This window comes from Pseudoalteromonas sp. 1181_04, from assembly GCF_052850545.1.
In genome coordinates, this window is the sequence record NZ_VXCS01000014.1 from 70589 (window position 1) to 94985 (window position 24397).

Annotated in this window: 17 protein-coding genes, 14 tRNA genes and 2 pseudogenes; 20 read left to right on the top strand and 13 right to left on the bottom strand. The window is 40.0% G+C overall.

Annotated elements, in window-relative coordinates; all coding sequences use genetic code 11:
• Window positions 1-7 precede the first annotated feature (7 nt).
• From FW757_RS13055 to msrB, 9 genes are all read left to right on the top strand, one after another.
• Window positions 8-2044, top strand: a complete 2037-nt coding sequence (locus tag FW757_RS13055; protein WP_182784628.1) for an FUSC family protein — start codon at window positions 8-10, stop codon at window positions 2042-2044.
• Window positions 2045-2119: 75 nt separating this feature from the next.
• Window positions 2120-2851 carry an RNA methyltransferase gene (locus FW757_RS13060; RefSeq protein WP_149980702.1) on the top strand — a complete coding sequence of 244 codons (732 nt, stop codon included), beginning with the start codon at window positions 2120-2122 and terminating at the stop codon, window positions 2849-2851.
• An 80-nt stretch (window positions 2852-2931) separates the two neighbouring features.
• The gene (locus tag FW757_RS13065) at window positions 2932-6327 is read left to right on the top strand and encodes a chromosome segregation SMC family protein (protein ID WP_446441286.1); all 3396 of its coding nucleotides are present in this window, start codon (window positions 2932-2934) and stop codon (window positions 6325-6327) included.
• A 40-nt stretch (window positions 6328-6367) separates the two neighbouring features.
• Complete coding sequence (gene zipA / locus FW757_RS13070) at window positions 6368-7120, top strand: cell division protein ZipA (protein ID WP_149980700.1); 753 nt, start codon at window positions 6368-6370, stop codon at window positions 7118-7120.
• A 93-nt stretch (window positions 7121-7213) separates the two neighbouring features.
• The gene (gene ligA / locus FW757_RS13075; RefSeq protein WP_182719190.1) at window positions 7214-9235 is read left to right on the top strand and encodes an NAD-dependent DNA ligase LigA; all 2022 of its coding nucleotides are present in this window, start codon (window positions 7214-7216) and stop codon (window positions 9233-9235) included.
• Window positions 9228-9572, top strand: a complete 345-nt coding sequence (locus FW757_RS13080) for a DUF3392 family protein (RefSeq protein WP_145240691.1) — start codon at window positions 9228-9230, stop codon at window positions 9570-9572. The genes ligA and FW757_RS13080 overlap by 8 nt, the downstream gene beginning before the upstream one ends.
• Window positions 9569-10072 (top strand): DUF2919 domain-containing protein, encoded by a 504-nt coding sequence (locus tag FW757_RS13085; protein ID WP_149980698.1) that lies wholly within the window; start codon window positions 9569-9571, stop codon window positions 10070-10072. The genes FW757_RS13080 and FW757_RS13085 overlap by 4 nt, the downstream gene beginning before the upstream one ends.
• Before the next feature lie 28 nt (window positions 10073-10100).
• The gene (locus FW757_RS13090) at window positions 10101-10541 is read left to right on the top strand and encodes a hypothetical protein (protein ID WP_149980697.1); all 441 of its coding nucleotides are present in this window, start codon (window positions 10101-10103) and stop codon (window positions 10539-10541) included.
• A 313-nt stretch (window positions 10542-10854) separates the two neighbouring features.
• Complete coding sequence (msrB, locus tag FW757_RS13095) at window positions 10855-11295, top strand: peptide-methionine (R)-S-oxide reductase MsrB (RefSeq protein ID WP_145240697.1); 441 nt, start codon at window positions 10855-10857, stop codon at window positions 11293-11295.
• 156 nt (window positions 11296-11451) lie between these two features.
• Here msrB and FW757_RS13100 read toward each other — a convergent pair whose 3' ends face one another.
• The 8 genes from FW757_RS13100 to FW757_RS13135 all read right to left on the bottom strand — a co-directional run bounded on the left by FW757_RS13100 (window position 11452) and on the right by FW757_RS13135 (window position 14799).
• A complete protein-coding gene (locus tag FW757_RS13100; RefSeq protein ID WP_182719191.1) occupies window positions 11452-13113 on the bottom strand; it encodes a tetratricopeptide repeat-containing response regulator in 1662 nt (553 codons plus the stop codon).
• Between the two features lie 698 nt (window positions 13114-13811).
• Window positions 13812-13887 (bottom strand) — tRNA-Val (locus tag FW757_RS13105).
• A 19-nt stretch (window positions 13888-13906) separates the two neighbouring features.
• Window positions 13907-13982: transfer RNA gene (locus FW757_RS13110), tRNA-Val, on the bottom strand.
• A gap of 42 nt (window positions 13983-14024) precedes the next feature.
• Window positions 14025-14100, bottom strand: a tRNA-Val gene (locus FW757_RS13115).
• A 19-nt stretch (window positions 14101-14119) separates the two neighbouring features.
• Window positions 14120-14195, bottom strand: a tRNA-Val gene (locus FW757_RS13120).
• 35 nt (window positions 14196-14230) lie between these two features.
• Window positions 14231-14306, bottom strand: a tRNA-Val gene (locus tag FW757_RS13125).
• A gap of 172 nt (window positions 14307-14478) precedes the next feature.
• Window positions 14479-14554, bottom strand: a tRNA-Val gene (locus FW757_RS13130).
• Window positions 14555-14723: 169 nt separating this feature from the next.
• Window positions 14724-14799 (bottom strand) — tRNA-Val (locus tag FW757_RS13135).
• Between the two features lie 882 nt (window positions 14800-15681).
• Here FW757_RS13135 and FW757_RS13140 point away from each other — a divergent pair.
• The 8 genes from FW757_RS13140 to FW757_RS13175 all read left to right on the top strand — a co-directional run bounded on the left by FW757_RS13140 (window position 15682) and on the right by FW757_RS13175 (window position 17435).
• Window positions 15682-15757, top strand: a tRNA-Ala gene (locus FW757_RS13140).
• A gap of 39 nt (window positions 15758-15796) precedes the next feature.
• Window positions 15797-15872: transfer RNA gene (locus tag FW757_RS13145), tRNA-Glu, on the top strand.
• Window positions 15873-16018: 146 nt separating this feature from the next.
• Window positions 16019-16094 (top strand) — tRNA-Glu (locus tag FW757_RS13150).
• A 90-nt stretch (window positions 16095-16184) separates the two neighbouring features.
• Window positions 16185-16260: transfer RNA gene (locus tag FW757_RS13155), tRNA-Glu, on the top strand.
• A 90-nt stretch (window positions 16261-16350) separates the two neighbouring features.
• Window positions 16351-16426, top strand: a tRNA-Glu gene (locus tag FW757_RS13160).
• Between the two features lie 90 nt (window positions 16427-16516).
• Window positions 16517-16592 (top strand) — tRNA-Glu (locus FW757_RS13165).
• A 183-nt stretch (window positions 16593-16775) separates the two neighbouring features.
• Window positions 16776-16851, top strand: a tRNA-Glu gene (locus FW757_RS13170).
• A gap of 317 nt (window positions 16852-17168) precedes the next feature.
• Complete coding sequence (locus FW757_RS13175) at window positions 17169-17435, top strand: DksA/TraR family C4-type zinc finger protein (protein ID WP_145240701.1); 267 nt, start codon at window positions 17169-17171, stop codon at window positions 17433-17435.
• A gap of 90 nt (window positions 17436-17525) precedes the next feature.
• On the opposite strand, the gene gloA is transcribed toward FW757_RS13175, so the two are convergent.
• The 4 genes and pseudogenes from gloA to FW757_RS13195 form a co-directional block, all read right to left on the bottom strand.
• The gene (gene gloA / locus FW757_RS13180; RefSeq protein WP_145240703.1) at window positions 17526-17927 is read right to left on the bottom strand and encodes a lactoylglutathione lyase; all 402 of its coding nucleotides are present in this window, start codon (window positions 17925-17927) and stop codon (window positions 17526-17528) included.
• Between the two features lie 53 nt (window positions 17928-17980).
• On the bottom strand, window positions 17981-19012 hold the full coding sequence (locus FW757_RS13185) for a serine hydrolase domain-containing protein (protein WP_446441287.1): 1032 nt from the start codon (window positions 19010-19012) through the stop codon (window positions 17981-17983).
• A 119-nt stretch (window positions 19013-19131) separates the two neighbouring features.
• Window positions 19132-21042 carry an aminotransferase class V-fold PLP-dependent enzyme gene (locus FW757_RS13190; RefSeq protein WP_446441288.1) on the bottom strand — a complete coding sequence of 637 codons (1911 nt, stop codon included), beginning with the start codon at window positions 21040-21042 and terminating at the stop codon, window positions 19132-19134.
• 296 nt (window positions 21043-21338) lie between these two features.
• Window positions 21339-21578, bottom strand: a pseudogene (locus tag FW757_RS13195) (endonuclease III); the annotation flags it as partial.
• Between the two features lie 183 nt (window positions 21579-21761).
• Here FW757_RS13195 and FW757_RS13200 point away from each other — a divergent pair.
• Both FW757_RS13200 and FW757_RS13205 read left to right on the top strand, forming a co-directional pair.
• A complete protein-coding gene (locus tag FW757_RS13200) occupies window positions 21762-21935 on the top strand; it encodes a hypothetical protein (RefSeq protein WP_182735430.1) in 174 nt (57 codons plus the stop codon).
• Window positions 21932-22486 carry a GNAT family N-acetyltransferase gene (locus FW757_RS13205; RefSeq protein ID WP_138623005.1) on the top strand — a complete coding sequence of 185 codons (555 nt, stop codon included), beginning with the start codon at window positions 21932-21934 and terminating at the stop codon, window positions 22484-22486. The genes FW757_RS13200 and FW757_RS13205 overlap by 4 nt, the downstream gene beginning before the upstream one ends.
• 113 nt (window positions 22487-22599) lie before the next feature.
• On the opposite strand, the pseudogene FW757_RS13210 reads toward FW757_RS13205, so the two are convergent.
• Window positions 22600-22848, bottom strand: a pseudogene (locus FW757_RS13210) (endonuclease III); the annotation flags it as partial.
• 115 nt (window positions 22849-22963) lie between these two features.
• On the opposite strand from FW757_RS13210, the gene FW757_RS13215 reads away from it, so the two are divergent.
• A complete protein-coding gene (locus tag FW757_RS13215) occupies window positions 22964-24355 on the top strand; it encodes an alpha-amylase family glycosyl hydrolase (protein WP_145240713.1) in 1392 nt (463 codons plus the stop codon).
• Window positions 24356-24397 lie beyond the last annotated feature (42 nt).

A 24397-nucleotide genomic window follows, 5' to 3' on the forward strand; every position in this document is an offset into this window, starting at 1 on the left:
ATTAGTTTTGCATCTTGTTTTAAATAATCTTCTATGCCCCAAAGAACAGGCTATCAAGTTTGCATTAAAAGGGGTGATTGCCATGGCAATGTCGTTGACAATTGCCATTTATTTAAATCTAGATCGACCTTATTGGGCACTTGTTTCTGCGGTGTTTTTACAGATCCGCCCTGAAAGTGGTCTCGTTATTGAAAAAGCGCTTTGTCAGATTGTAGGCACTTTGGTGGGTGGCCTATTTGGTATTTTAGTACTCACTCAGCTCAGTGCTTACCCTTATTTAGCGCTGGGTGGATTGGCTTTTTGGCTCGGTTTAAACTCTGCATTGTCAGCTATGGTGCGCCAAGCAAATTTTGTTTACGCATTTGCTATGGCCGGCGTAACGGCTGCTATCATTATTTTGTTAGTGATGGTAAACCCAGCAACGGTCAGTAGTGAAAGTATCTTCGCGGTGGCGCAATCACGAGTAAGTGAAATTATAGTCGGTTCGGTATGCGCAGGGTTAGTGAGCCATCTATTATGGCCTGTTAAGGTCAAGCAGCTCTTACAAACGCAGGCAAAGTCTGTCATTAATCAAACGTTACATTATTTGGTAACTGAGCTTGATAAAGCGGGCTCTTCTGAAAACCGTCATCAGCAAATAGATCGCATAATGGCAACGCTTGGCAGTATTAGTGAAGACTCAAGTGCAGTTCGCTACGAAGGGCCAAAAGGTCCAGGGCGTTCACGGGCTGCCAATCAAATCGCACAAAAAGTTTTATCTCTTCTTGCCTTAGTACAAATAATGGGGCGCTTACAGCGTAATCATCCTGAACAAATCACACCAAAGATTACTGAGTTAATCAAGCAATTAAAAGATATGTTTACGCTAATAGAAAAATCAGACTGCTTTGAATACTGTGCTAAAGAAGTCAAACAGTTGCGGCGCGCATTAACTGATCACCGGGCGCAACAAACCTGTGAGCTGCCATTTGAATCACACATTTTAAATGTCAGTTTAGATATCGCGAATGAATTAACAATTTTATTGCGGGCATATAAAGCATTAGAGCAACGAGATAAAACACTGCTTAATGCTCCGAGCATGTTGACATACCGAGATCCATTAGCAGGTATTATTGTTGGGTTTCGAACCAGCTTGGTATTTTCAATCGGGGCATTTATTTGGGTTAATACTGGATCATCCGCTGCATTATTGATCATGATTTTACCCGTTATTTTTTCGATTATGTTGGCCCGTATCCCGCTGGCAATTTTACAAATAGTTATGAAGCGATTGTTAGTTGGTGTTGTGGTAGCCTCGTTTGTGGCTATTTTTTATGCTTTAAACTTATTATCACAAAGTGGTGGGCAACTTGAAATATTATTGTTGGTGTTAGCTGGGCCATATTTTATTGGCTTATTGCTACTAGGCGATCAGCAAACGTTACCTTACGGGCTAGGGTTCTGTATTCCATTTACGATTTTAGTTAAGCCCAGTACTGACATGAGCCTTGCGTTTTCAATCAATTATACGCTCAGCTCAGCTTTGGCTATTTTTCTTGGAGTATGTATTTTATTTTGGATTTTCCAACTATTTACAGGTCCGAGTGTGCAGTTGTTAGTGCATCGCGTGTTTAAAGCAACCTATAAAGATTTATCAGAAATTCATCAACATAGCTCACCCGCTCTTTGGTATAACCGACGTATGGCTGATCGGTTACTGCGTTTAACCAATTATGATCAAGGCTCAGAATCACGTGCTATTACCGATCTTGCTTTAACTGGGCTTAATCTAGGTCATGCGTCGGTGCGTTTACACTCAATTTGCCAACAGGCAGTGGGTGATAATCAGCTTAAATATTTACAACGGTGGCAAAGCTCACTGGCTAGAGCCTTTTTGCTGGCTACAAAAGGCCAGTGCGATGATACGTTTACAATGGCTTGTGATGAGCTTTACAACGAACTGATGATACATGTGAGTGATACATATCAGCTTGAAGCCATTAAAGGTATGTTTATCCGTATTAATATGACTTTTGAACGCAGCGCAAACAGCATTAATTGATCCTGTGAGGTTTTTTCAAGTTCAGAACTCGATGTTAAATCTGCTATACTGTGCCCATCATTTTATGGGGCTGTTATGATTTCAAAAAACCAACTCAAGTTAATTCGTGCATTAGGTCAAAAAAAGTACCGAAAGCAACATAATCAATACCTTGTGCAAGGTGAAAAAAACGTACTTGAGTTATTGGCAAGTGGTTTAACAATTATTGATATATTTGCGACAGCAGCCTTTATTGCGCAGTTCCAGCAGCAGTTTACTCACGTAAACATGATTGAAGCCGATGAAGATGTGTTAACTAAAGCAAGTACTTTAGTGAGTAATAATGCAGCTATTGCGATAGTTGACATGCCAACAGCGAGTGCACCGCAGGCAAGCGGTTTAATCTTAGCCCTTGATGGCGTATCTGATCCAGGCAATTTAGGTACCATTATCAGAGTAGCTGATTGGTATGGGATCAAGCATATTGTCACCAGCACAGATAGTGCCGATGCTTATAACCCTAAAACTATTAGCGCCACTATGGGCTCGTTTGTTAGAGTCTCAGTGAGTCAAGTTGAGTTGCCTGCGTACTTAAGTGGTTTAAACTTACCTATTTATGGCGCTTTTTTAGATGGAAAAAGCGTGCATAAAACTCAATTTACAGGCCAAGGTGTTTTGTTAATGGGTAGTGAGTCTCATGGAATACGTCAAGCTTGCGCAGCATTGGTAACAGATAAAATAACCATCCCCGCTTTTGGTGGTGCAGAATCTCTCAATGTAGCCATGGCAACGGGTATTATTTTAGATAATTTTAAACGCCAAGCTTAATCCCTGTACTTACTTTTATCGTCAAGAACGGTTAAATTAAATACTCAAGCTATAACAATAACAATCGGTAAACCAATTAGATGCGTTTGAGCACCATAAAATTAGCGGGTTTTAAATCTTTTGTAGAGCCCACTAAAATTCCATTCCCAGATCAAATGACCTGTGTCGTTGGCCCAAACGGCTGCGGCAAGTCTAATGTCATCGATGCTGTGCGTTGGGTGCTTGGCGAAAGCTCTGCTAAAAATCTGCGTGGCGATGCCATGACCGATGTTATTTTTAATGGCTCAACCAATCGCAAACCTATTTCTCAAGCGTCGGTTGAGTTGATTTTTGATAATACCCAAGGGCACTTACCGAATACTTTTGCCGATCGAAATCAAGTGGCGATTAAACGTTTGGTAACACGCGACGGGCAATCGCTGTATTTTCTCAATGGCAGTAAATGCCGCAAACGAGATATTACCGATATATTTTTAGGCACAGGTCTTGGTCCGCGTAGTTATGCGATTATCGAGCAGGGCATGATCTCGCGTTTAATTGAGAGTAAACCGGCAGATTTACGGGTGTTTTTAGAAGAAGCAGCAGGCGTTTCAAAATACAAAGAGCGCCGTCGTGAAACGCAAACCCGGATCAAAAGTACCCGCGAAAACCTTGAACGCTTACTCGATGTTCGCCAAGAGCTGCAAGCACAAGTTGATAAACTGGCAGTACAGTCAGTTGAAGCAAAAAAATACCGCGAGTTAAAAACCCAAGAGCGCACTTTAAAAGGGCAACTAGCGGTCTTAAAATGGCAAAAGCTACATCAGCAACAAGTGACTAAAGCCGACACAATGGCCAAGCTGAATGAGCAAATTAGCTTTTTTAAAACTGCTCATTCAGGTCATGACGATGTACTAGCAAGCCTTGAAAACCAAGTGCAATTGCAACTTGAAAAACTCAATGATGCGCAGCAAGCCCAGCACCAAACGCACACTGAATTGACTCGTGCTGAGCAACAGCAAATAAACTTAAAACAACAACAACAAGCGTTTAGTCACAATCTGATCAAACAGCAACAGTTGCAGTTACAAAATCAGCAGCTGCAACAACAACAAAAAGACCATACTGATGAGCTACAAAATGCGTTACAAGAGGCAATTGAACATACTTTAATATGTACAGAACAAGTCACTGAGATGGCCGACGCGGTGGCACAGTTGCACAGTGCCAAGCAGCGCAGTGCTACTGATTGGCAACGAGTTAATGAACAGTTTCAGGCTATTAATACGCAATATAGCAAGCAACAAAATATAGCAGATCAACAGCTGCAAAATTTGCACTATATTAAAAACCAGCAAACGGCATTAGAAAGCGAATTAATAGAGCTGGCAGAAAACCCAATTGCTGAACAAGTAGCGCAGCAGCAGCAGTTAATGCAGTCACTAACGCAAGAGTTAGCAGCAAAACAAACTGCCTTAAACAAAGTAAATAGTAATCATCAACAAGCTCAAACCGTGTTACGCACCTGCCAAGATGCACATCAAACACTAGCACAACAACAAAACGAGAATAAAGCCAAAATAGCAGGCTTGAATACAATACTCGCAGATACTCCAGCGCAAGGTAGTGGCGATGTTTTGGCACAGTTAGTTGTACGTACTGGATTTGAGCATGTGGTTGAACAAGCATTACAAGGGCTTGAACAATTAAATGTGTCATCTATAGCAACACCTAACGGAGTATGGCCAACTACCGACACCGCACCGCAAAGCTCATTAGCGGTGTTTATAGAGCAAGGGGTTTACCCTGATTTATTACATCGTATTAAGTATAAAAATGATTTTGAATATAATGATTTAGCGGATGAGTATTGGCTTGCAGTGATAGATCGCCAAGGTAATATTCAGGGTCGCAATTGGTATCAACACGCCAGTAAAAGTGCAGAAAATTCGTTGCTGATCAAACATAAACAGTTGGCCGAAGCAACGCAGTTAGCATCTCAACTCAGTGACGAACTAGCTATACAAAGCAATAAGCTTACAGAACAACAGCGAGTCTGTGAGCAATTGAAGGCACAAAGCGAAGAGTTAAAAGCAGCGGTACATCAGCTTGCTCAACAAGTGGCCTCAGGAAGCACTCGTCGCGATATGCTCAAAGAGCAATTACAGCAGTTTCAGAATCAACAACATAAATTACAAGCAAAGCTACAGCAGTTAAACGTTGAACACACGAGCATAGAGAATAAAGTGGCTGAACAACAGCAACATATAGCAAGTGTGGCAAAACAGCGTGATGAAATAAGTGTTGCGCTTAATGATGCTCAAGTGCAGCAGCAACACACTGATGAGCAATATAAACAGGCAAACGCTCAGCTTGAACACTATAAAACGCTTGCCCATCAGGCGACACTAAGTGAGCAAAAAGCGCGCAGTGAATGCCAACTCAGTGACACTAAATTACAGCATGCAACGACCGCCAGCGAAACCGCCAGTGAAGCTGTCAGTGAGTTAACCGCGCAAATTGAAGAGTTGGTGATCCCATTAGAAGAGGTCGCAGAGCAAATAATATTATTGTTGGAGCAACATCAACAAAGTGACATTGAACTCAAAAATTTGCAAAGTGCATTGACGGAAGCTAAAACAGCTCTTGTAGATAAACAAACAACGCTTAAAGCGTCGCAGGGGGAGCTGGTACTTTTACAAGAACAATTACAACAACTTGCCCTCGAAGAGCAGAGCTTATTAATTAAAGCACAGGCAGCTCTTGAACCTCTGGGTGAGTTACAGCAAAACTTGAAAGAAGTATTGGCACAGCTCCCTGAAAACGCCAATATAAACACTTATCAAGGACAGCTTAATAAAGTAGGACAAAGTTTAAGTGACTTGGGCGCGGTGAACTTAGCGGCGATTGATGAGTTTGAACAAGCGCAGCAGCGTAGCCAGTATTTAGATCGTCAAGTCGAGGATTTAAGCAAAGCATTGACGACACTTGAAGGTGCAATTGGAAAAATTGATCGCGAAACCAAAACGCGTTTTAAAATGACTTTTGATCAAGTAAATCACGATTTTGGTCAGTTATTTCCTAAAGTATTTGGCGGCGGCAGTGCATATCTTGAATTAACCAGTGATGACTTACTGGAAAGTGGTGTTAGTATAATGGCACGCCCACCGGGCAAGAAAAATTCAACAATTCACCTTTTAAGTGGTGGAGAAAAAGCGCTGACCGCATTATCATTGGTATTTTCAATATTCAGGCTCAATCCAGCTCCGTTCTGTATGCTGGATGAAGTTGATGCACCATTGGATGATGCGAATGTTAGGCGATTTTGCCGATTAGTGGAAGAAATGTCACAATCGGTGCAATTTATTTATATCAGTCATAATAAAATTGCCATGGAAATGGCTGGCAGGTTGACGGGTGTAACAATGGCTGAACCGGGCGTTTCGCGTGTGGTCGCTGTAGATATTGAACAAGCGGTGCAAATGGCACATGCATAAATATTAATATTTGAGTAGATAAATAATAAAAGGTGAGGGGATGGCCGAACAATTAAGATGGGTTTTAATCATTATCAGTGTAATTGTCATTGGTGGATTATTAATACATGGCCTATGGTCAGTTCGTAAAAAAGATGCACCCGTTGCGACTAATGATGAGCGGGTTGAGCCTGCAGATCAAGCGCCTACTGAGCGTCAAAGCGTAGCTGAGCCAGCATCTCATACTGAGCGTGATGAACCGCAGTTTGGGGATTTAAGCTTCAGTGCTGATGAAAAGCAACCACACTCTTTTGCAGCGTCAGATGACGAACCTGCCGCTGAGGTTGATGATGTGACTACTGCAACAGATGCAAGCGTAGAGGATGAAGCTGAGCAACCGGCTGCAAGTGATTTTATCATTGTGCATATTCAAATGCCTGAAGGCTTGAGTATGGAAGGCAGCAAATTATTGCCAGCAGTAAACACACTTGGCTTTAAGTACTCTGAAGAAGGCTTTTTTAATCGCCATTTAGATCCTGCTGGTCATGGTCCAGTGCTGTTTCGGTTAGTGAACATGTACAACCCTGGTACTTTTGATATAGATAATATGGAACAATTTAGCACCGCTGGAATTAGCTTGTTTATGACCTTGCCGTGTGATGGTGACGGGCTTGCTGCATTTAATATGTTGCACAGTGCGGCTAAAAAGTTAGCAGATGAATTTGGCGCCGTTATTTTAGACTCACAACGAGAAGAAATGACCGTTGATAGTGTGCGCAATTATGTTGAAAAAGTGAGACGCTTTTCAGCTTAATCACCTGCAATATACAGTTAATTAATTAAGAATTTTATAAGCCACTTGGCGATAACTCGTTTAAGTGGCTTTTTTATGTTTTTTGAGGTCAGTATGTCCACTTTAGTGTTAGCGCAAATAACGCAACTTCGTCAGCAGTTAGAAGATCACAATCATAATTATTATGTACTTGATAACCCAAGCATTCCTGATGCAGAGTATGATCGTTTATTACAACAATTAAGTGCGCTTGAGGTAGCAAATCCTGAGTACTTGAGTACTGATTCACCGACCCAGAAAGTAGGCGGTGCGGCGCTTGCTAAGTTTGAGCAAGTCACTCATCAAGTGCCGATGTTGTCACTTGATAACGCCTTTAGTGAAGAAGAGTTCAGCGCTTTTAATCGCCGCATTAAAGAACGTTTGATGGATAACAATGAGCTGACCTTTTGCTGTGAACCAAAACTTGACGGTTTAGCGGTATCGATTTTATACCGTAATGGTGTGTTAGTGCAGGCGGCAACGCGTGGCGACGGGCACACCGGCGAAAATATTACCACTAACGTTAAAACGATTCGTAATGTACCGCTAAAATTACGTGGCGATGACTTTCCCGAGGAAATTGAAATTCGTGGTGAAGTGTTCATGGATAGCGCCGGATTTGACAAACTTAATGCTGAAGCCGAAAAGCGTGGCGACAAAGTATTTGTTAATCCACGTAATGCAGCCGCAGGCAGCTTGCGTCAACTCGATTCAAAAATCACCGCCAAGCGACCTTTGATGTTTTATGCCTACAGTATTGGCGTAGTAACAAATGGTGAATTACCAAGTGATCATTACCAGCAATTGGCTAAGCTAACTGACTGGGGGTTACCACTTTGCCCGGAAACAAAATTAGTCGAAGGCCAGCAAGCTGCTTTGGATTACTATCAAGATATACTTGAGCGCCGCAGCAGCTTAAAGTATGAAATTGATGGTGTGGTGATCAAAATAAATAACAAAGCACTACAAGAGCGGTTAGGTTTTGTAGCGCGAGCTCCGCGTTGGGCGATTGCGTATAAGTTTCCTGCGCAAGAAGAAATCACTCAGCTACTGGATGTTGAATTTCAGGTAGGGCGCACTGGCGCAATTACCCCTGTGGCTCGTTTAGAGCCGGTATTTGTTGGTGGTGTCACGGTTTCAAATGCAACGTTACACAATCGTGATGAAATAGAGCGTTTGGGGGTAAAAATTGGCGATACTGTGATCATTCGCCGTGCTGGTGATGTGATCCCACAAATTACTCAAGTGGTATTAGAGCGCCGTCCAACAGATGCCAAAGAGATTGAGTTTCCGGCTACTTGTCCAATTTGTGACTCCCATATTGAACGCATTGAAGGCGAAGCCGTAGCGCGCTGTACAGGAGGCCTGGTGTGCCAAGCACAGCGTAAAGAAGCGATCAAACACTTTGCTTCACGCAAAGCACTCGATATCGATGGCCTTGGCGATAAAATTGTTGAACAGCTGGTGGACAGAGAGCTCATTAAAACGCCAGCAGACTTATTCATACTTAAACAAGGACATTTTGAATCGCTTGAGCGCATGGGGCCAAAATCGGCGAAAAACCTAGTAGCAGCACTTGATGATGCAAAACAAACGACGTTGGCTAAGTTTTTATACTCATTAGGTATTCGTGAAGTCGGTGAAGCGACGGCGCAAAATTTAGCTAATCACTTTTTAACGCTAGATAAAGTAACTGCGGCAACAACTGAAGCGTTAGTCGAAGTTAGTGATGTTGGGGAAATTGTAGCCAAGCATGTGCGTGGTTTTTTTGCTGAGCAACATAATTTAGATGTCGTAACTGCCTTGCTGGAACAGGGTATTCATTGGCCAGAACTCACGCCGCCAAGTGAAGACTCACAACCGTTAGCAGGCTTAACCTATGTGTTAACGGGTACTTTGAACGAGCTTAATCGAAATGATGCAAAAGCACGCTTGCAGCAGTTAGGGGCGAAAGTTTCAGGTAGTGTATCAGCTAAAACCGATGCGTTAATAGCGGGTGAAAAAGCCGGTTCTAAGCTCACGAAAGCACAAGATTTAGGCATTGAAATACTGACCGAAGATGATTTAATTGCATTACTGGCGCAACATAATGGATAGCATTATTACGCTTTTTCAGGATTTAGCACTGACCTTTGGTCAGTGGCTAAAGCCTTACTTATATAATATCGCATTGTTACTGGTGGTGTGTTTGGTGTCTTTGTATGCAAATGAGATTATCAAAACCACGAAACGCTTTGTAGCAAGGCGCCACTTTATACTCAGAGTATGTGCATTTGTACTGGTAACCGGGTTTGGTTTTGGCTTGTTAGTAGTATTTGTCACTCCATTACTAAGCCAGTTACTGATGTTCTTTGGTGTGCGCTGGTTAGGTGTTACAGCCGTGGCAGCATTCATATTACTTGGCGTAGTAGCCGAGAGGAAAAACCAGTTATGAAGCGTTATGGACCAGAGTATTGGGACAAATATGGCACCTATCGCACTCCAATCGCGTTTCATTTGAGTTTACTGGTATTACTTCGTGCCTACTTTATTTGGATCATTGCGGCACTGAGCAGGCGTCCTGAGCTTGATTTAATGTCATTAGTGTTTAGATCTAAAGCTGACTTTTTCAGTGCATTGGCTATTGGTGCAATAGCCATTATTCCTGCCGTAATTTTTTGTTTGCGCAGGCCACAAAAAAGCGCAGACAGTGCAGCATGGTTAGCGCGAGTGTGGCGTTTTATGCGGTGGCCATTGTTAGCATGTGCAGCGATAGATTTAAGCTGGCTGATTATTCAAGCCGCTCATAGTTATTATCAGTTTTCGATGTTTTTAGCGCTGCAAATGGTGACGGTATTGTGGGTATTATTATATTTAGCAAAAAGTCGTTATTTAACGGTGTTTTTTAATGATTGGCCCGATCCTGAAACCGATGAAAAAAGTGCAAGTAAGTAATTTAGGTTAACGTTGCAAGGAGTCTTTGATGCGTAAAATTAATCAATTACTGGCGCTGATCGTCGGCTGTTTCGGTATCGTGTTATTATTGTTGAGTGTATTTACCATGTTATTTCAGCAAGCGTGGTTTGTATTGTTAATAGCTGTATGGCTATTTGTATTTAGCTCATGCTGTTATCGGCTAACACCACTATTTAAAGCACGTAATAGCCTAGATAAGTTTATTCGACGCGAACAACAGCACCTTTTGGTCTTTACCCTTTCAGGTTTTTTTGACCGTACTCACGGCCCACAATGGCTGCTTATTGATAGTATCAAGGAAATACAGTGCCATGATGACCAATTCTTAATTCTCTCCAGCGAACAGCGTCAATGCTCAATAGGCTTACCGGCAACTAAAGCAGAGCTAACACAATACTTTAATACACTATTGACTGAAAATGAAAAAAAATTAATTACCATTGTATGAAACTAAATAGTGATCAACAGGGTATATATAGTATGTAACAGCAAATAGGCTTAGTAAGAATCTGTCATTGGTGTACTGAAGCTATTTAGCTCACTAATAGGCGTTGAGTCTGTTGAGATGGCTGGTTTAACAGTGCAGATAAACGTAGCTAGTGAGTTTAAACATTCCCGTAGCCAGTACCAAAATTATTTTTCACCCCCTACAAAACCATTTTGTGCAGTGCGGATAAATCCAAGCTGACAATGTTATTAGCGCGATACCATGATAATGTGGATAGCAATAAATTAACCCATCTTACTCAATGAGGTCAGTTATGTTGAATTGGAATGATATTCTAAACTTTGCCAATAAAGGCAATCCAGAGCCGAGCCGTAAAGTAGTAAAAACCGAGCAGCAATGGCGTGAACAATTAACCGAAGAAGCCTTTTATGTGACTCGTAATAAAGGCACAGAGCGCCCACACAGCTCAGATAGCTGCACCTTGTTTGAACCTGGTAAGTACGCCTGTGTATGTTGTGATAACTTATTATTTGATGGTGATGAAAAATTTGATAGCGGCACTGGCTGGCCATCATTTACTCAACCCGCGCAACTAAACTCGATTGCTTACAATGGTGACAAGACCCACGGTATGCAAAGAATAGAAACTGTATGTAATGTATGTGATGCGCACTTAGGTCATGTATTCCCAGATGGACCAATGCCAAGTGGTCTGCGTTATTGTATAAACGCGGTCTCATTGAAGAAGGTGTAATTTATTAGCTCGTAATTGACAATAACCAATGCCTTACTGAATTTACATGATCCGATTCCAGTAAGGCTGGATTTTAAAAGTCATATCACCGCTTGTCAGCGATATTTTGAATTCCTCATTCTTATAAACAACACCTTATCTAAACTATTTATTATTCTATTTGGTTTTGCCTGGCTCTTCTAGATTAGCAAGTGTTAGCCCCATACTCGTTGCTTGTTGTACTATTTTATTAAAGCGTTGTTGCTGCTCGTTGTCTAATGTTGTCGTATTGAGTAACGCATAGCATTTTTTTGCCATCATTAGGTTTAACGTTTGGCCATTTTGCTTGGAACTATCAAATAGACACTGCAATAAATTTAAAGCAATACTTGGATTACGAGGCATTACTCTAAATGCTTGTGTGAATGCTTCAAGAGCGGTATTTAATTGACCACGGTTAAACTGTGTAACTGCATGGTTATTCAGCTCTTTAGGGCCCATTTTTATATCACGGCGTTCACTTTGTTGTTGTTGAATATAACGTAAATAAACAGCATCACTCACTGTTGGATGACGTTCACAATGACTAATAATTTGGTTAAATAATGACTGTGCTTTGTGGTGAAACCCCAGTTCATGAAATGCCTTTGCTTTATCAAGTGCGCCGTCTACAGAGCGAATGTGGCTATCGTCATCGTCGAGCTGCTCAATCAACATTTTCGCTTTTTGATGCTCATCTTTCAAATAGTGTAAACGGGCATTTAAAACATCTATTTGCGCCTGATTGTGACTATTTGGAAATTGGCTTTTTAAATCAGCTAAGTATTTATTGGTTTGTCTTGAAATACGTTGAATTTGATCGCTTTGATCTGTTGTTAATGCAAAATCAATACCCGCCCGTGCTGCATTTAAATATACGTCAGGGTGATCGTGAATCGAATGTTTGGCAAAGTTGGCGATGTCTTTTTGTGTAAGGTAATTTTTTTCATAATCATGATTTACCAGCGATACATGGCTAAGTGATTTTTGGCGCTCGATATTGCGTGGAGCTATATCAACGGCTTGGCTTAAAAAATCTTGCGCTAATTCAAATTGGTTTAATTTAATCTCCAGCTTACCAAGTAAATCGAGTGCGACTAATCGTGTTTCATGACGTAGCAGCATCGTTTTTAGCATTCTTTGCGCAAGAATATGCTCGTTATTCGCAATTAATGCTTCAACTAAACCTACCTTTGCCCATGTAAATTTTTGAATATCAAGAACTGATTTAAAGAAAGCTTTTGCGGTATCTGCTCGTTTTAAGCGAAGTAGGGCGTCACCTTTTAAACGCAATAATATTGCACTATAAGCATTGCCTTTTTCATCAAGCGCAGTATTGATTGCTTTTAGCGCTTTAGAGTCATTCCCATCGTCAATGAAATTATATATTGCTTGTAAATGATTTTTACGCAGCAAAATTCGTTCTATACGTGTTTTAAGATCATATATGGTGAATGGCTTGACTAAAAAGTCATCGGGTTGCAGTTCAAGCACGCTGTGTACCAAAGAACCACTGGTTTCAGCTGAAATAAAAATGAACCCAGTAGAGTTTTTTATTAAACGCTTAACGCGTAACTCTTCATATAGCTGATAGCCGTCTTGCTGCTTACTTAAATTAAAAGAGCAAACAATCAGATCAAACTGTTCACTGGTGCACTGCTCTTTAGCCGAATTTGCATGTTCAGCAAAGCGCAGCTGTCGAAAGCCAAGTTTTTCGAGCGACTGTTTCATATAGCTTTGAGCAAGAGGTTGCTCTTCAACTATAAGTATTTTTGCATTAGAAAAAATCTTTGCTGGCATTAGACTTGTGACCACATGAACGTATCAGAGACTATAATAAACAGTCTAGTCGCTGACAAGGGAATTTAAAATTTAATACCGCAGACTTCGTTTATTTGATCAGTTATGAATTTTCAAGCAGCTTGATTATCCAAATTTAGGTAGCGCTAGTTATTGCTTGAGGATTTTTATAGAGATAGGAGACCCTAGCTTTGTAAAGCGCCTAGGTTGATGCTTTTCAAACTTAATTATCCATCAAGGAACACATTAAAAGAGTTTCAGGTTTGGAAAAGAATTAGCGTATTTAGAGGCTTTTTGAATTTTATTTTTAACAGAATTACTAAGAGGTTTTATATGTGGTGGGTGATACTGGACTTGTACCAGTGACCCTCGCCATTATTTGTAAAGGGTGGCGATGCTTTTTTTTAAACTGAGCTAATTATCGATTAAAGAATATAACGTAAGGTTTGATTGATGATATTAAAAGGTTGTATATGTGGTGGGTGATACTGGACTTGAACCAGTGATCCTCGCCATTATTTGTGAAGGGTGGCGATGCTTCTTTTTTCAACTGAGATAATTATCGATTTAACGTGAGGTTTTATATGTGGTGGGTGATACTGGACTTGAACCAGTGATCCTCGCCATTATTTGTGAAGGGTGGCGATGCTCTTTTTTTCAACTGAGCTAATTATTAATTAAACGTGAGGTTTTATATGTGGTGGGTGATACTGGACTTGAACCAGTGACCCTCGCCTTGTAAGGGCGATGCTCTCCCAACTGAGCTAATCACCCACATATAATTTTGATTAAATGGTGGGTCGTACTGGACTTGAACCAGTGACCCTCGCCTTGTAAGGGCGATGCTCTCCCAACTGAGCTAACGACCCCAAATAATCAATTACTAAACTTTACGATAACCATTTTATAAATGGTGGGTCGTACTGGACTTGAACCAGTGACCCTCGCCTTGTAAGGGCGATGCTCTCCCAACTGAGCTAACGACCCGTAAAGTTTTATATCTAAATGGTGGGTGATACTGGACTTGAACCAGTGACCCTCGCCTTGTAAGGGCGATGCTCTCCCAACTGAGCTAATCACCCATTTAGATATCATGTAATATGCACCATTCTAAGAATGGTGGGTCGTACTGGACTTGAACCAGTGACCCTCGCCTTGTAAGGGCGATGCTCTCCCAACTGAGCTAACGACCCATATTACAAATTTAAAACGCTACTATTAAAATAAATAGTACTGGATTTTAACCAGTGAACCTCGCCGTTAGTTGTAAATAGCGGTGATGCTCTCTTTTCTTGTAACTGAGCTTGTGACCCATATTACAAATTTAAAACATGCAACTACTAATATAATAACAGGTTTTATATGTGGTGGGTGATACTGGACTTGAACCAGTGACCCTCGCCTTGTAAGGGCGATGCTCTCCCAACTGAGCTAATCACCCACATATAAATTAAAACGCTACTATTAAAATAAATAGTACTGGACTTTAACCAGTGAACTTCGCCGTTACTTGTAAATAGCGGTGATGCTCTCTTTTTTCCAACTGAGCTTGTGACTCATATTACAAATTTAAAACATGCAACTACTAATATAATAACAGGTTCTATATGTGGTGGGTGATACTGGACTTGAACCAGTGACCCTCGCCTTGTAAGGGCGATGCTCTCCCAACTGAGCTAATCACCCACATATAAATTAAAACGCTACTATTAAAATAAATAGTACTGGACTTTAACCAGTGAACCTCGCCGTTACTTGTAAATAGCGGTGATGCTCTCTTTTCTTAGAACTGAGCTAATCACTCACATCTAAACAACAACTCATTGCTGCGTTGTTGTGGGGCGCTATTATAGATAGAGTTGTAAATGTGTCAACACTTGAATGAGGAAAAATGTTTTAGATGCAGGTTTTATAATCAATGCAGTAAGATTGAGATTGTTTTATAGCCAATTTACTTACATTCAATCTATATGTGCAATCAATTTACTCATTATTTAATGCAACACTTCAATAGCTAGTGGTGCCTGTTAGTCAAAAGCGGATTTGTTTTTTAATCATGAAGGAGGAGGTTACAGTCAATCGCATTGCAAAATCCAAATACCGCTAGTTAAATACGATTGATATAAAACACCGACTGTAACTAATGGAGCCTCTGTGATCATATAAATAACTGACAATAGAGTGGGGGCGTTACAGTTAATTGCTCGTATGTTCATCTTAAATTCGTTTTACTTGGTGATGAAAACGTTGTTATGAAAAACAAGAAAACACTCCGACTTTATTTTGCATATAAATGTATACCTTATTGTTTTGATGTTTTAGAGTATATTTCACCTTAGTTAATCTAGATTGTGCGCCTTTCAATCCTAATTTTTGTTTTGAAACAGCTCCCTTGCATGTATTTTGAGCGTCACGGTTTATTCATTATTCAGTTTGTTGAAAATTAAACCGTTTAAAGAAAGTTACTGAAAAAAATGTTGACATTATTTTGGTGGCTGCATAGAATGCGCCCCGCACTCAGCGATACACAGCACGGTTTAACTGCGCAAGTGTTTAGCAAAATAAATTGGGGCTATAGCTCAGCTGGGAGAGCGCTTCGCTGGCAGTGAAGAGGTCTGCGGTTCGATCCCGCATAGCTCCACCAATTTATTAAAGTGTTTGTCCTAGGGTAGCAGTTTTCTGTGTCCCCATCGTCTAGAGGCCTAGGACACCGCCCTTTCACGGCGGTAACAGGGGTTCGAATCCCCTTGGGGACGCCACTTAACTTTTATAAGTTAAAGGCGGGTAAACCGAGAAAATAGCGAACAAGTTAAGCTCGAGTCTTAATTTGTACTTAATCGCAATTACCTTAATCAGCTCAGGATGTGAGCATAACTAATCAATTGTCCTAGTGATACATTTATGTGTCCCCATCGTCTAGAGGCCTAGGACACCGCCCTTTCACGGCGGTAACAGGGGTTCGAATCCCCTTGGGGACGCCACTTACTATTTCTATAGTAGGTGTAGTGTTATTAAGATAGCTCGCCTGAAACGAGTTAAACCATTCAGTTGTCCTAGTGACACATTTATGTGTCCCCATCGTCTAGAGGCCTAGGACACCGCCCTTTCACGGCGGTAACAGGGGTTCGAATCCCCTTGGGGACGCCACTTACTATTTTCATAGTCAGTGCAGTGTTATTAAGCAGCTCGCCTGAAACGAGTTAAACCATTCAGTTGTCCTAGTGACACATATTCTGTGTCCCCATCGTCTAGAGGCCTAGGACACCGCCCTTTCACGGCGGTAACAGGGGTTCGAATCCCCTTGGGGACGCCACTTACTATTTTCATAGTCAGTGCAGTGTTATGAAGCAGCTCGCCTGAAACGAGTTAAACTATTCAGTCGTCCTAGTGACACATATTCTGTGTCCCCATCGTCTAGAGGCCTAGGACACCGCCCTTTCACGGCGGTAACAGGGGTTCGAATCCCCTTGGGGACGCCACTTACTTATTTTAAGTAATGTATAAAGCAGTGTGACACCGCACTCTCTATGCACGACGTTAACAAGAGTACTAATCTCTTGGGGACGCCACTTACTTATTTTAAATAGGGAAGTGCAGTGTTATTAAGCAGCTCGCCTGAAACGAGTTAAACCATTCAGTTGTCCTAGTGACACATATTCTGTGTCCCCATCGTCTAGAGGCCTAGGACACCGCCCTTTCACGGCGGTAACAGGGGTTCGAATCCCCTTGGGGACGCCATTTACTTTTTTTAAGTAATGTGCAAGAAAGTGTGACACCGCACTTTCTATACACAACGTTAACAAGAGTACTAATCTCTTGGGACGAAACTTACTATTTATTAGTAAGATAGCTTTTATTAAAAAGCCTGTAACATCAGTTTAACTGCATTTCTATAGTTACTTCAGAATTATTCATCCAAGTTAAAATCTAAAAATTAAATCTTTTATATAATAATTCCTAAATTTTATTAGTATCTTTCCCTTTCTTATATTCAGCTTAAATAAACTTCATCTATGTTAGCGTACATATAAACGTCCAAATAAATAGGAGGTTATATGGCAAGTGGATGGGCACGAGAGGGTGCAATTCAAGATCAAATTGATGCCAGCGTTAATGATGCTGTGCAATATGCTAGAAGTAATTTAGTTTCTGGAGCTAGTGCCGAGCTATGTGAAGAATGTGATGAACCAATACTACAAGCACGAAGGCTCGCGTTACCTGGTGTGAAGTATTGTGTAAGTTGCCAAGCTGAACTAGAAGGTAAAGGCACGCTTTCTAAAGGGTTTAACCGACGTGGCAGTAAAGACAGTCAATTACGATAAAAAGGTGCATACAGCACCTTTTTTAATATCGTATCAGAGTTGAGCTTAAATAAATAAAAAGCGGATTAGCAAACCTATTACATATATTTGCTAAAATTTACTCATATTTTCTTTCTTCTGAATTAATTCAATTGAGTAGCCATCTGGATCTTTTACAAAAGCAATTTCTGTTGTGCCGCCTTTAACAGGTCCTGGCTCACGGCTAACATTGCCGCCAGCGGCCTTGATATCAGCACAGGCTTTATAGATATCATCAAACTCAATCGCGATATGACCATAGGCATTGCCTAAATCATAGCTGTCGGTATCCCAGTTATAGGTCAGCTCAAGTACTGCTGTGTCTTTTTCATCGCCATAGCCTACGAAGGCTAGGGTATAGCGATACTCTTCGTTATCAGCACGGCGTAACTCTTTCATGCCGAGTACTTGAGTATAAAACGCAATTGATTTATCTAGATCAGCAACCCGTAACATGGTGTGTAATAAACGCATTTAAACCCTCTTTAAAATTCACATAAATTTTTGATAACGCAGCTACTCTGTAACTACTGCTGCGCTGTTAAAATATCAATAATCCGATTATAAATTATTTCTGTGAGCAACACAGTATCATTGCCATTAGTATTTATAAACTGCACAACGACTGTATCGATATCTTTATAATAACGAGCAATGCTTGAATACCCTAATACCCAACCTGTGTGTTCATACTTATAAAGTGATGCATACAAAGCTTGCTCTTGTTCGTCGAAAAAAGTGCCTTTGTTTAAAGCAAAAACAAAGTCGCCCACATCTTGTGCGGTTGCCACATAGCCTTGATCGAGCGCTTTAAAGTCATTCTCATAACCTACGTAATAGCCACTCATCAAATCTACTAAATTGATTTCATGTACAGATGAAAACGTATGCGTTAGGCCCAGTGGCGTTAAAATTTCATCTTTAATATATTGGTTATGATCATAACCCAGCACGTTAGACATAATTTTTCGCAGCAACAAATAATTGGTATTAGAATAGCCATAGTCAGCATCAGGGCTAAAATCAGCGGGTTTATCGAGTACTAATGCAAGTGGGTCAGGGTAGGTGATTGACCAATCGAAATTATCAGTGTCTGTGTAATTGGGTATGCCACTTTTGTGTTTTACCATCATTCGTAGTGTTATTTTATCTGCGTTTTCAATGCGTCCAATTAATGATGGAAGATAATCAGCCAGTGTTTTATCTACATCAATACGTCCAGCGGCTGAAAGTTTAGTTAAAGCTGCTGCATCATATAACTTTCGAATGCTGCCAATTTTAAAAAGTGCACTAGGGTAAGCGGGTATTTTGTGCTCTCTATTATGCCAACCATTTGCAAAATATTCAGGTTGCTGTCCTTGTTTATGAATATACACAATAATGCCATCGACTCCTTGTTCAATAGCCTCTTGTGTTTGTGCTTGAACGTTAGCGGGCAGTGGGTGAAAGTAATATAAAGCAAACTGCCAAGGGGCAAAAATGTATATGCTAGTAAGAGTAACAATGAGAGCTGCAATCCGCAGAAGTGTAAGCGCTTTTTTGTTCTTCAATTGTATCATTGCATTCTGGCTTCATTTATTTTTGGAGTGTGAGGATCAGCTTTTTACTCTACTAAACAGCAATATCATGTGATATTGCTGTTTAGTTATGAGGAGTTCGACTGTATTAAAGTATATCTTTACTTATTAACTTTGCCCTTAAGAACATAGATTTCACCATCAAAACTCCCTTGAATCGTCAAACCTTGTCCTGCTAGCTCTTTAAGGTACTCTATGTGTTCCTCTGTAATATGCTGGCCAGGCACCAAAAGCGGAATACCTGGCGGATAGGGGGTAACTAAACCGGCACAAATACGGTTGTTACTTTTACCGATAGGCACAGATTCGCGCTCGCCATAAAAAGCATCACTTGGAATACACGCAAGGTCTATGGCTGGTAGATTCTCAGGCAAGCGAGATCGTCGCGTCGATTTTGACAACTTCACTTTACCGCTGTCGAGTTTTTTGAGCGCATTGTAAAGACGAATTATTTTTGAGCGCGTGCCACCAAGGGTGAGTAATACCAAAATGGTACTGTGGGTGTATTTTTCTATTTCTAGGCCAATTTCATCCAGCAGGTATTTATGAATATCCTTTAACGAATAAGGTAATTCGCTAATATCGATGAGAATTTTTAGCGGATCGTGACCCATGTTATCACCACTAAAGTGCGGAAATATTTCCATAAAGTCTTGCTTACCTAGCACTTTAATTTGCTTAAGTGAAGCCATCTGTTGTTTAAATTCTTCCACATGGTTCAACAAAGCATTGAGTAACTTATAGCCTTCCATCTCTAATTGCTTTTGGCACACATCAAGCGACGCGATAAGCTGATATTTTGGCGATGTACTGGCGTAAATACTGTAAATCTCACGAAAGAAATCAGCATCGAAATCAGGGTCGTTAACATGAATATAAGACGCTTGAGAAAACGCCGATACCACTTTATGCGCCGAATGAGTGACGTAGTCAGCGCCAGCATGAATGGCGGAATAGTATCGTAGGCTTGGATGAAACAGCGAGTAAGCAAACCATGCCTCGTCAATAAATACTTTAATACCATGTTGATGGGCAAAATCGACCACCTGTTTCAGATCGCTCAGTAGGCCATCGTAAGTACAACCGGTGAGAACCAGCAATTTTGCATCGGTATTTTGTTCTATCGCTTGTTTTATATCGGCCAACGACGGCGGCGCAAAAATGCCATATTTAGGATTTAAAATACTCGACAAATAAACAGGTAAACTCGCTGATTGCAAAATGCCATAGTGCACAGATTTATGACAATTGCGGTCGATGATCACTTTATCGCCCTTACGCAGCAATGTCTGCAAGATGATTTTATTTGAGGTAGACGACCCATTGGTAACGAAATAGGTATGCTTGACTTCAAACGTCGCCGCTGCTGACTCTTGCGCACGGCCAATGGTATTGGTGCTATCTGATAATGATCCTAACGAATCAACAGAAACCGACAGATCGCCCACGAACACATTACGACCATAAAACTGATAAAAATCTTTAATATAAGGAGAATTTCTAAAGCTCGAGCCGCCACTGTGACCTGGTGTATGCCAAGAATCGTTTGCTTCGCTAACATAACGGCGATACGCAGTCCAAAATGGGGTTTCTGAGCGGTCATCGAAATCGTTGATCATATAGCCTAAAATTGCTTCAGGATCAGAAATTACCTCATCTTTAAAAAAGAAAGACTCAATCTCCTCCGACTCATTAACGATTTCTAGCCCCTTCGTATCATCGCCAATAACATAAACAGGCAGCTCAAGGCGGATCCCTTTTAACTGCTCGATAAAGCGACTATAAGTGCGTTCGCCAACCTTATTTTGCAAATCCCAGCTAAGCACTACAGCCTGAATATCACCATCTTCCTCTACAATGTCCAACGCTTGTTTTAGCTCAAGACGCTCAATAATATCGATATGAATATCATCTCGCTCAAAATTGACAATGGTCTTCGATAGATTCGTTGAAAGCTCTTGTAAGGTGACTGGATCTTGCTCAATTAACAAGATACGAAGTATTGGTAGCATAGGAATTCTCGTTATAAAATTTCATAATGCTCAACAGCATAACTAAAGGATTGACGCTTGTGAAATTAATACTTTGAAAATGTTCTAAAAATTACGCCAAATCACGAATAAACAGATTTTATTTAAATTGATTTATAAGGTATGGAAAATGAAAGGTGCCAAAGTTAGGCACCTACTTTAATAAACAGAAAAAAAGACTGGAATGCGAATTAATCACTGAGCTTATTCTTATAAGCCTGATAATTGAGGTTTAAAATTAATAATCGTTTAAAATGAAGGTGTTTTATCTACAGGATCTAATCTGTTTTATCTTTAAACTCACACAAGTCTTCAATAATACAACTGCCACATTTTGGTTTACGTGCTACGCAAGTATAACGCCCGTGAAGAATGAGCCAATGGTGTATATCAAGTTTAAATTCTGCTGGTACAACTTTTAAAAGTTTTTGTTCAACCGCAACAACACCTTTACCCATGGCAAGCTTAGTACGGTTTGATACACGGTCTATGTGGGTATCTACAGCAATGGTTGGCCAACTTAAATATAAGGAAGGAATATGTAACTAGCTTTCAAAATGTTGGTAGTTGAAATCCTAAAGAGCAAAGATCATGTGTTTGCATTAGGCTTCATCGGAACTTTTAGTTACAAAGTTAATTTGGTAACTCATATTAACTGTGTTGTAGTTAATATAATTACAGCACGAGATAGGGAATTATGTATGAAAGAGGATATTGATGAGCTAAAAAGTGAATTTCAAGCAAAACTTCTATCTTGGAATAATATAAAAAGTAAAAAAATTAAAGTTACATTTATATTCATATTTTTCGGTTTGATTGGATTAAAGGTTTTTACTACTATCTTAACTGTTGATTGGCTTGCAGGGTTAATATGATGATCACTTTTCGCCCACTTAACAAACATGATTTTAACTATTCAAAAGTTATAGACCTTTTTTTCGAAGCTTTTCCAAAAGTTCACAGACTACCAGAATGGCTTGTTAAATACAGAATGAGGAATGGAAAAAATGGCTTTGATGTTATTTATGATCATAATAAATGGGTTGGTTTTCTCTACACTAAAGAATATAAACAAATTATCTGTGTAAAGTTTTTTGCTATATCTGAATTGCTCCGCTCAAGTGGTTACGGAAGCAAAGTAATGGATTCTATGAATGAAAAGCATTCAAATAAAAGAATAGTACTCACTATTGAGGAGCTTGATGAAAAGACAGAAAACTATCAACAAAGAGTTAAGCGCAAAGCGTTTTATGAAAAAAATGGGTTCAGTTCTACCGGGTTTATCATAAAAGAGCCAGCTGAGCGGCAAGAAGTCCTTATACGTGGTGGAACTATATCTCAAGAAGAAATAGAAGCTATGTACAAGCATTTTTTAGGAAATTTATTGTTTTCTTTACTTAAAATCGAAGTACTAAAAATTGAATAAGAATACCGTCATTTTAATGTAATTAGTTAGTCGTTAGCAGTTAAATAATGCATGCAAACAGCAGCAAAGATAAAAACTTAAAGTTTACTTATTGGCTCAAAAAAGAATAAACATTATTCAGTTTTATCCTTGAACTCACACAAGTCTTCAATAATACAGCTGCCACATTTTGGTTTGCGGGCTGTACAAACATAACGACCATGTAAAATAAGCCAGTGATGTACATCTACTTTAAACTCTGCTGGTACAACTTTTAATAGCTTTTTTTCTACTTCAACAACGTTCTTACCCATAGCAAATTTAGTGCGGTTTGATACGCGGTCTATGTGGGTATCTACCGCGATTGTCGGCCAACCGAATGATAATTATCGTAGATAGGCATTAAGACTTACATACGTATTCATGTTAATAGTTTGTTGAAAATAATTTCACTACATCGCATATTGTTAAAACTTAATCGTTTAAGGGGCTTTATAAATGAAAAACCTTTCAATAATATTACTATTTTTAGGGCTGTGTGCCTGCACTAATATAAGTAAAAAAACTAAGACAACAAATATTTCCTCTAATTATGTTCCACAAGAATATGTGAAGTTAACGCATCCTCAGTGGAGTAAGAACGCAAGTTTTTATCAAATTAATACGCGACAGTTCACACCTGAAGGAACATTTGCAGCCGCTGAGCATCAACTACCACGATTAAAAGAACTTGGCGTCGATATTCTTTGGTTAATGCCGATTCATCCGATTGGCGAAGAAAACAGAAAAGGGTCGCTGGGTAGCCCTTATTCAGTAAAAGATTACTACGGTGTTAATCCTGAGTTTGGTACCTTAGATGACTTAAAAAGCTTTGTTAACGCTGCTCACGAATTAGGTATGTACGTTATTCTAGATTGGGTAGCAAATCATAGTGCTTGGGATAATGAATTAAGACATAAGCATCCAAATTGGTATACAAAAAATTCGCAAGGTAATTTTCAACCTACGCCGTGGTGGGATTGGTCAGACATAATCGACTTTGATTATAACGTACCAGAAATGCGTGAATACATGACTGATGCAATGAAGTATTGGGTCAAAGAAGTAAATATTGATGGTTATCGATGTGATGTAGCTGGTTTTGTTCCTCTCGATTTTTGGGAAAACGTTAGGGCGGAGCTAGACGCGATCAAGCCCGTTTTTATGTTAGCTGAATGGGAAATGCGTGATTTACATGCTAAAGCTTTTGATGCTACTTATGCATGGTCTTGGCAGGAAGCTATTCATGATATTTTAAGTGGTCACGCTGATTTAAATAGATTGTTTGTATACTATTCATGGAATGAGGGAGCGTATCCGAAAAATAGCTATCGGATGACGTATGTTTCAAATCACGATGCTAATTCATGGGAAGGAACCGTGTTTGAGCGTTATGGTAGCGAAGAAAAAGTAGCGACAGCAATCGTATTGTCTATTGTCGGTGAAGGTATGCCATTAATTTATAATGGACTTGAAGCTGGGAATATTAAGCGGCTTGAGTTTTTTGAAAAAGATCCTATCGAATGGAAAGAACATAAATTTAAGCCATTGATTCAGAAGCTCTTAGCTTTGCAGAAACAAAATAGTGCGTTGTGGCATGGTAAATATGGCGCGACAATGGAGCGTATTTATAATACTAATCCGACAGAGGTGTTTAGTTTTATCCGCGAAAATACCAAAGATAAAGTGTTTGTTGTGATTAATTTTTCTGATAAAGAGCAAGATATTCAATTTATGGGTCCACAAACAGCTGGAGTATATACAGAGCTATTTAGCAAACAAAAGGCAACGCTTACTGAAGACGCAAGCCTTAAGTTGGCGCCTTGGGAGTATAGAGTTTATGTCCGGTAATGTTTAAAGGTTAAGCGTTTATTTGAGGTTTTCAAATTAAGA

Coding starts and splice junctions, on each gene's coding strand:
- FW757_RS13060 (WP_149980702.1), top strand. CDS start 2,120: ATGATTTCAAAAAACCAACTCAAGTTAATTCGTGCATTAGGTCAAAAA.
- FW757_RS13065 (WP_446441286.1), top strand. CDS start 2,932: ATGCGTTTGAGCACCATAAAATTAGCGGGTTTTAAATCTTTTGTAGAG.
- zipA (WP_149980700.1), top strand. CDS start 6,368: ATGGCCGAACAATTAAGATGGGTTTTAATCATTATCAGTGTAATTGTC.
- ligA (WP_182719190.1), top strand. CDS start 7,214: ATGTCCACTTTAGTGTTAGCGCAAATAACGCAACTTCGTCAGCAGTTA.
- FW757_RS13080 (WP_145240691.1), top strand. CDS start 9,228: ATGGATAGCATTATTACGCTTTTTCAGGATTTAGCACTGACCTTTGGT.
- FW757_RS13085 (WP_149980698.1), top strand. CDS start 9,569: ATGAAGCGTTATGGACCAGAGTATTGGGACAAATATGGCACCTATCGC.
- FW757_RS13090 (WP_149980697.1), top strand. CDS start 10,101: ATGCGTAAAATTAATCAATTACTGGCGCTGATCGTCGGCTGTTTCGGT.
- msrB (WP_145240697.1), top strand. CDS start 10,855: ATGTTGAATTGGAATGATATTCTAAACTTTGCCAATAAAGGCAATCCA.
- FW757_RS13100 (WP_182719191.1), bottom strand. CDS start 13,113: ATGCCAGCAAAGATTTTTTCTAATGCAAAAATACTTATAGTTGAAGAG.
- FW757_RS13175 (WP_145240701.1), top strand. CDS start 17,169: ATGGCAAGTGGATGGGCACGAGAGGGTGCAATTCAAGATCAAATTGAT.
- gloA (WP_145240703.1), bottom strand. CDS start 17,927: ATGCGTTTATTACACACCATGTTACGGGTTGCTGATCTAGATAAATCA.
- FW757_RS13185 (WP_446441287.1), bottom strand. CDS start 19,012: ATGATACAATTGAAGAACAAAAAAGCGCTTACACTTCTGCGGATTGCA.
- FW757_RS13190 (WP_446441288.1), bottom strand. CDS start 21,042: ATGCTACCAATACTTCGTATCTTGTTAATTGAGCAAGATCCAGTCACC.
- FW757_RS13200 (WP_182735430.1), top strand. CDS start 21,762: ATGAAAGAGGATATTGATGAGCTAAAAAGTGAATTTCAAGCAAAACTT.
- FW757_RS13205 (WP_138623005.1), top strand. CDS start 21,932: ATGATGATCACTTTTCGCCCACTTAACAAACATGATTTTAACTATTCA.
- FW757_RS13215 (WP_145240713.1), top strand. CDS start 22,964: ATGAAAAACCTTTCAATAATATTACTATTTTTAGGGCTGTGTGCCTGC.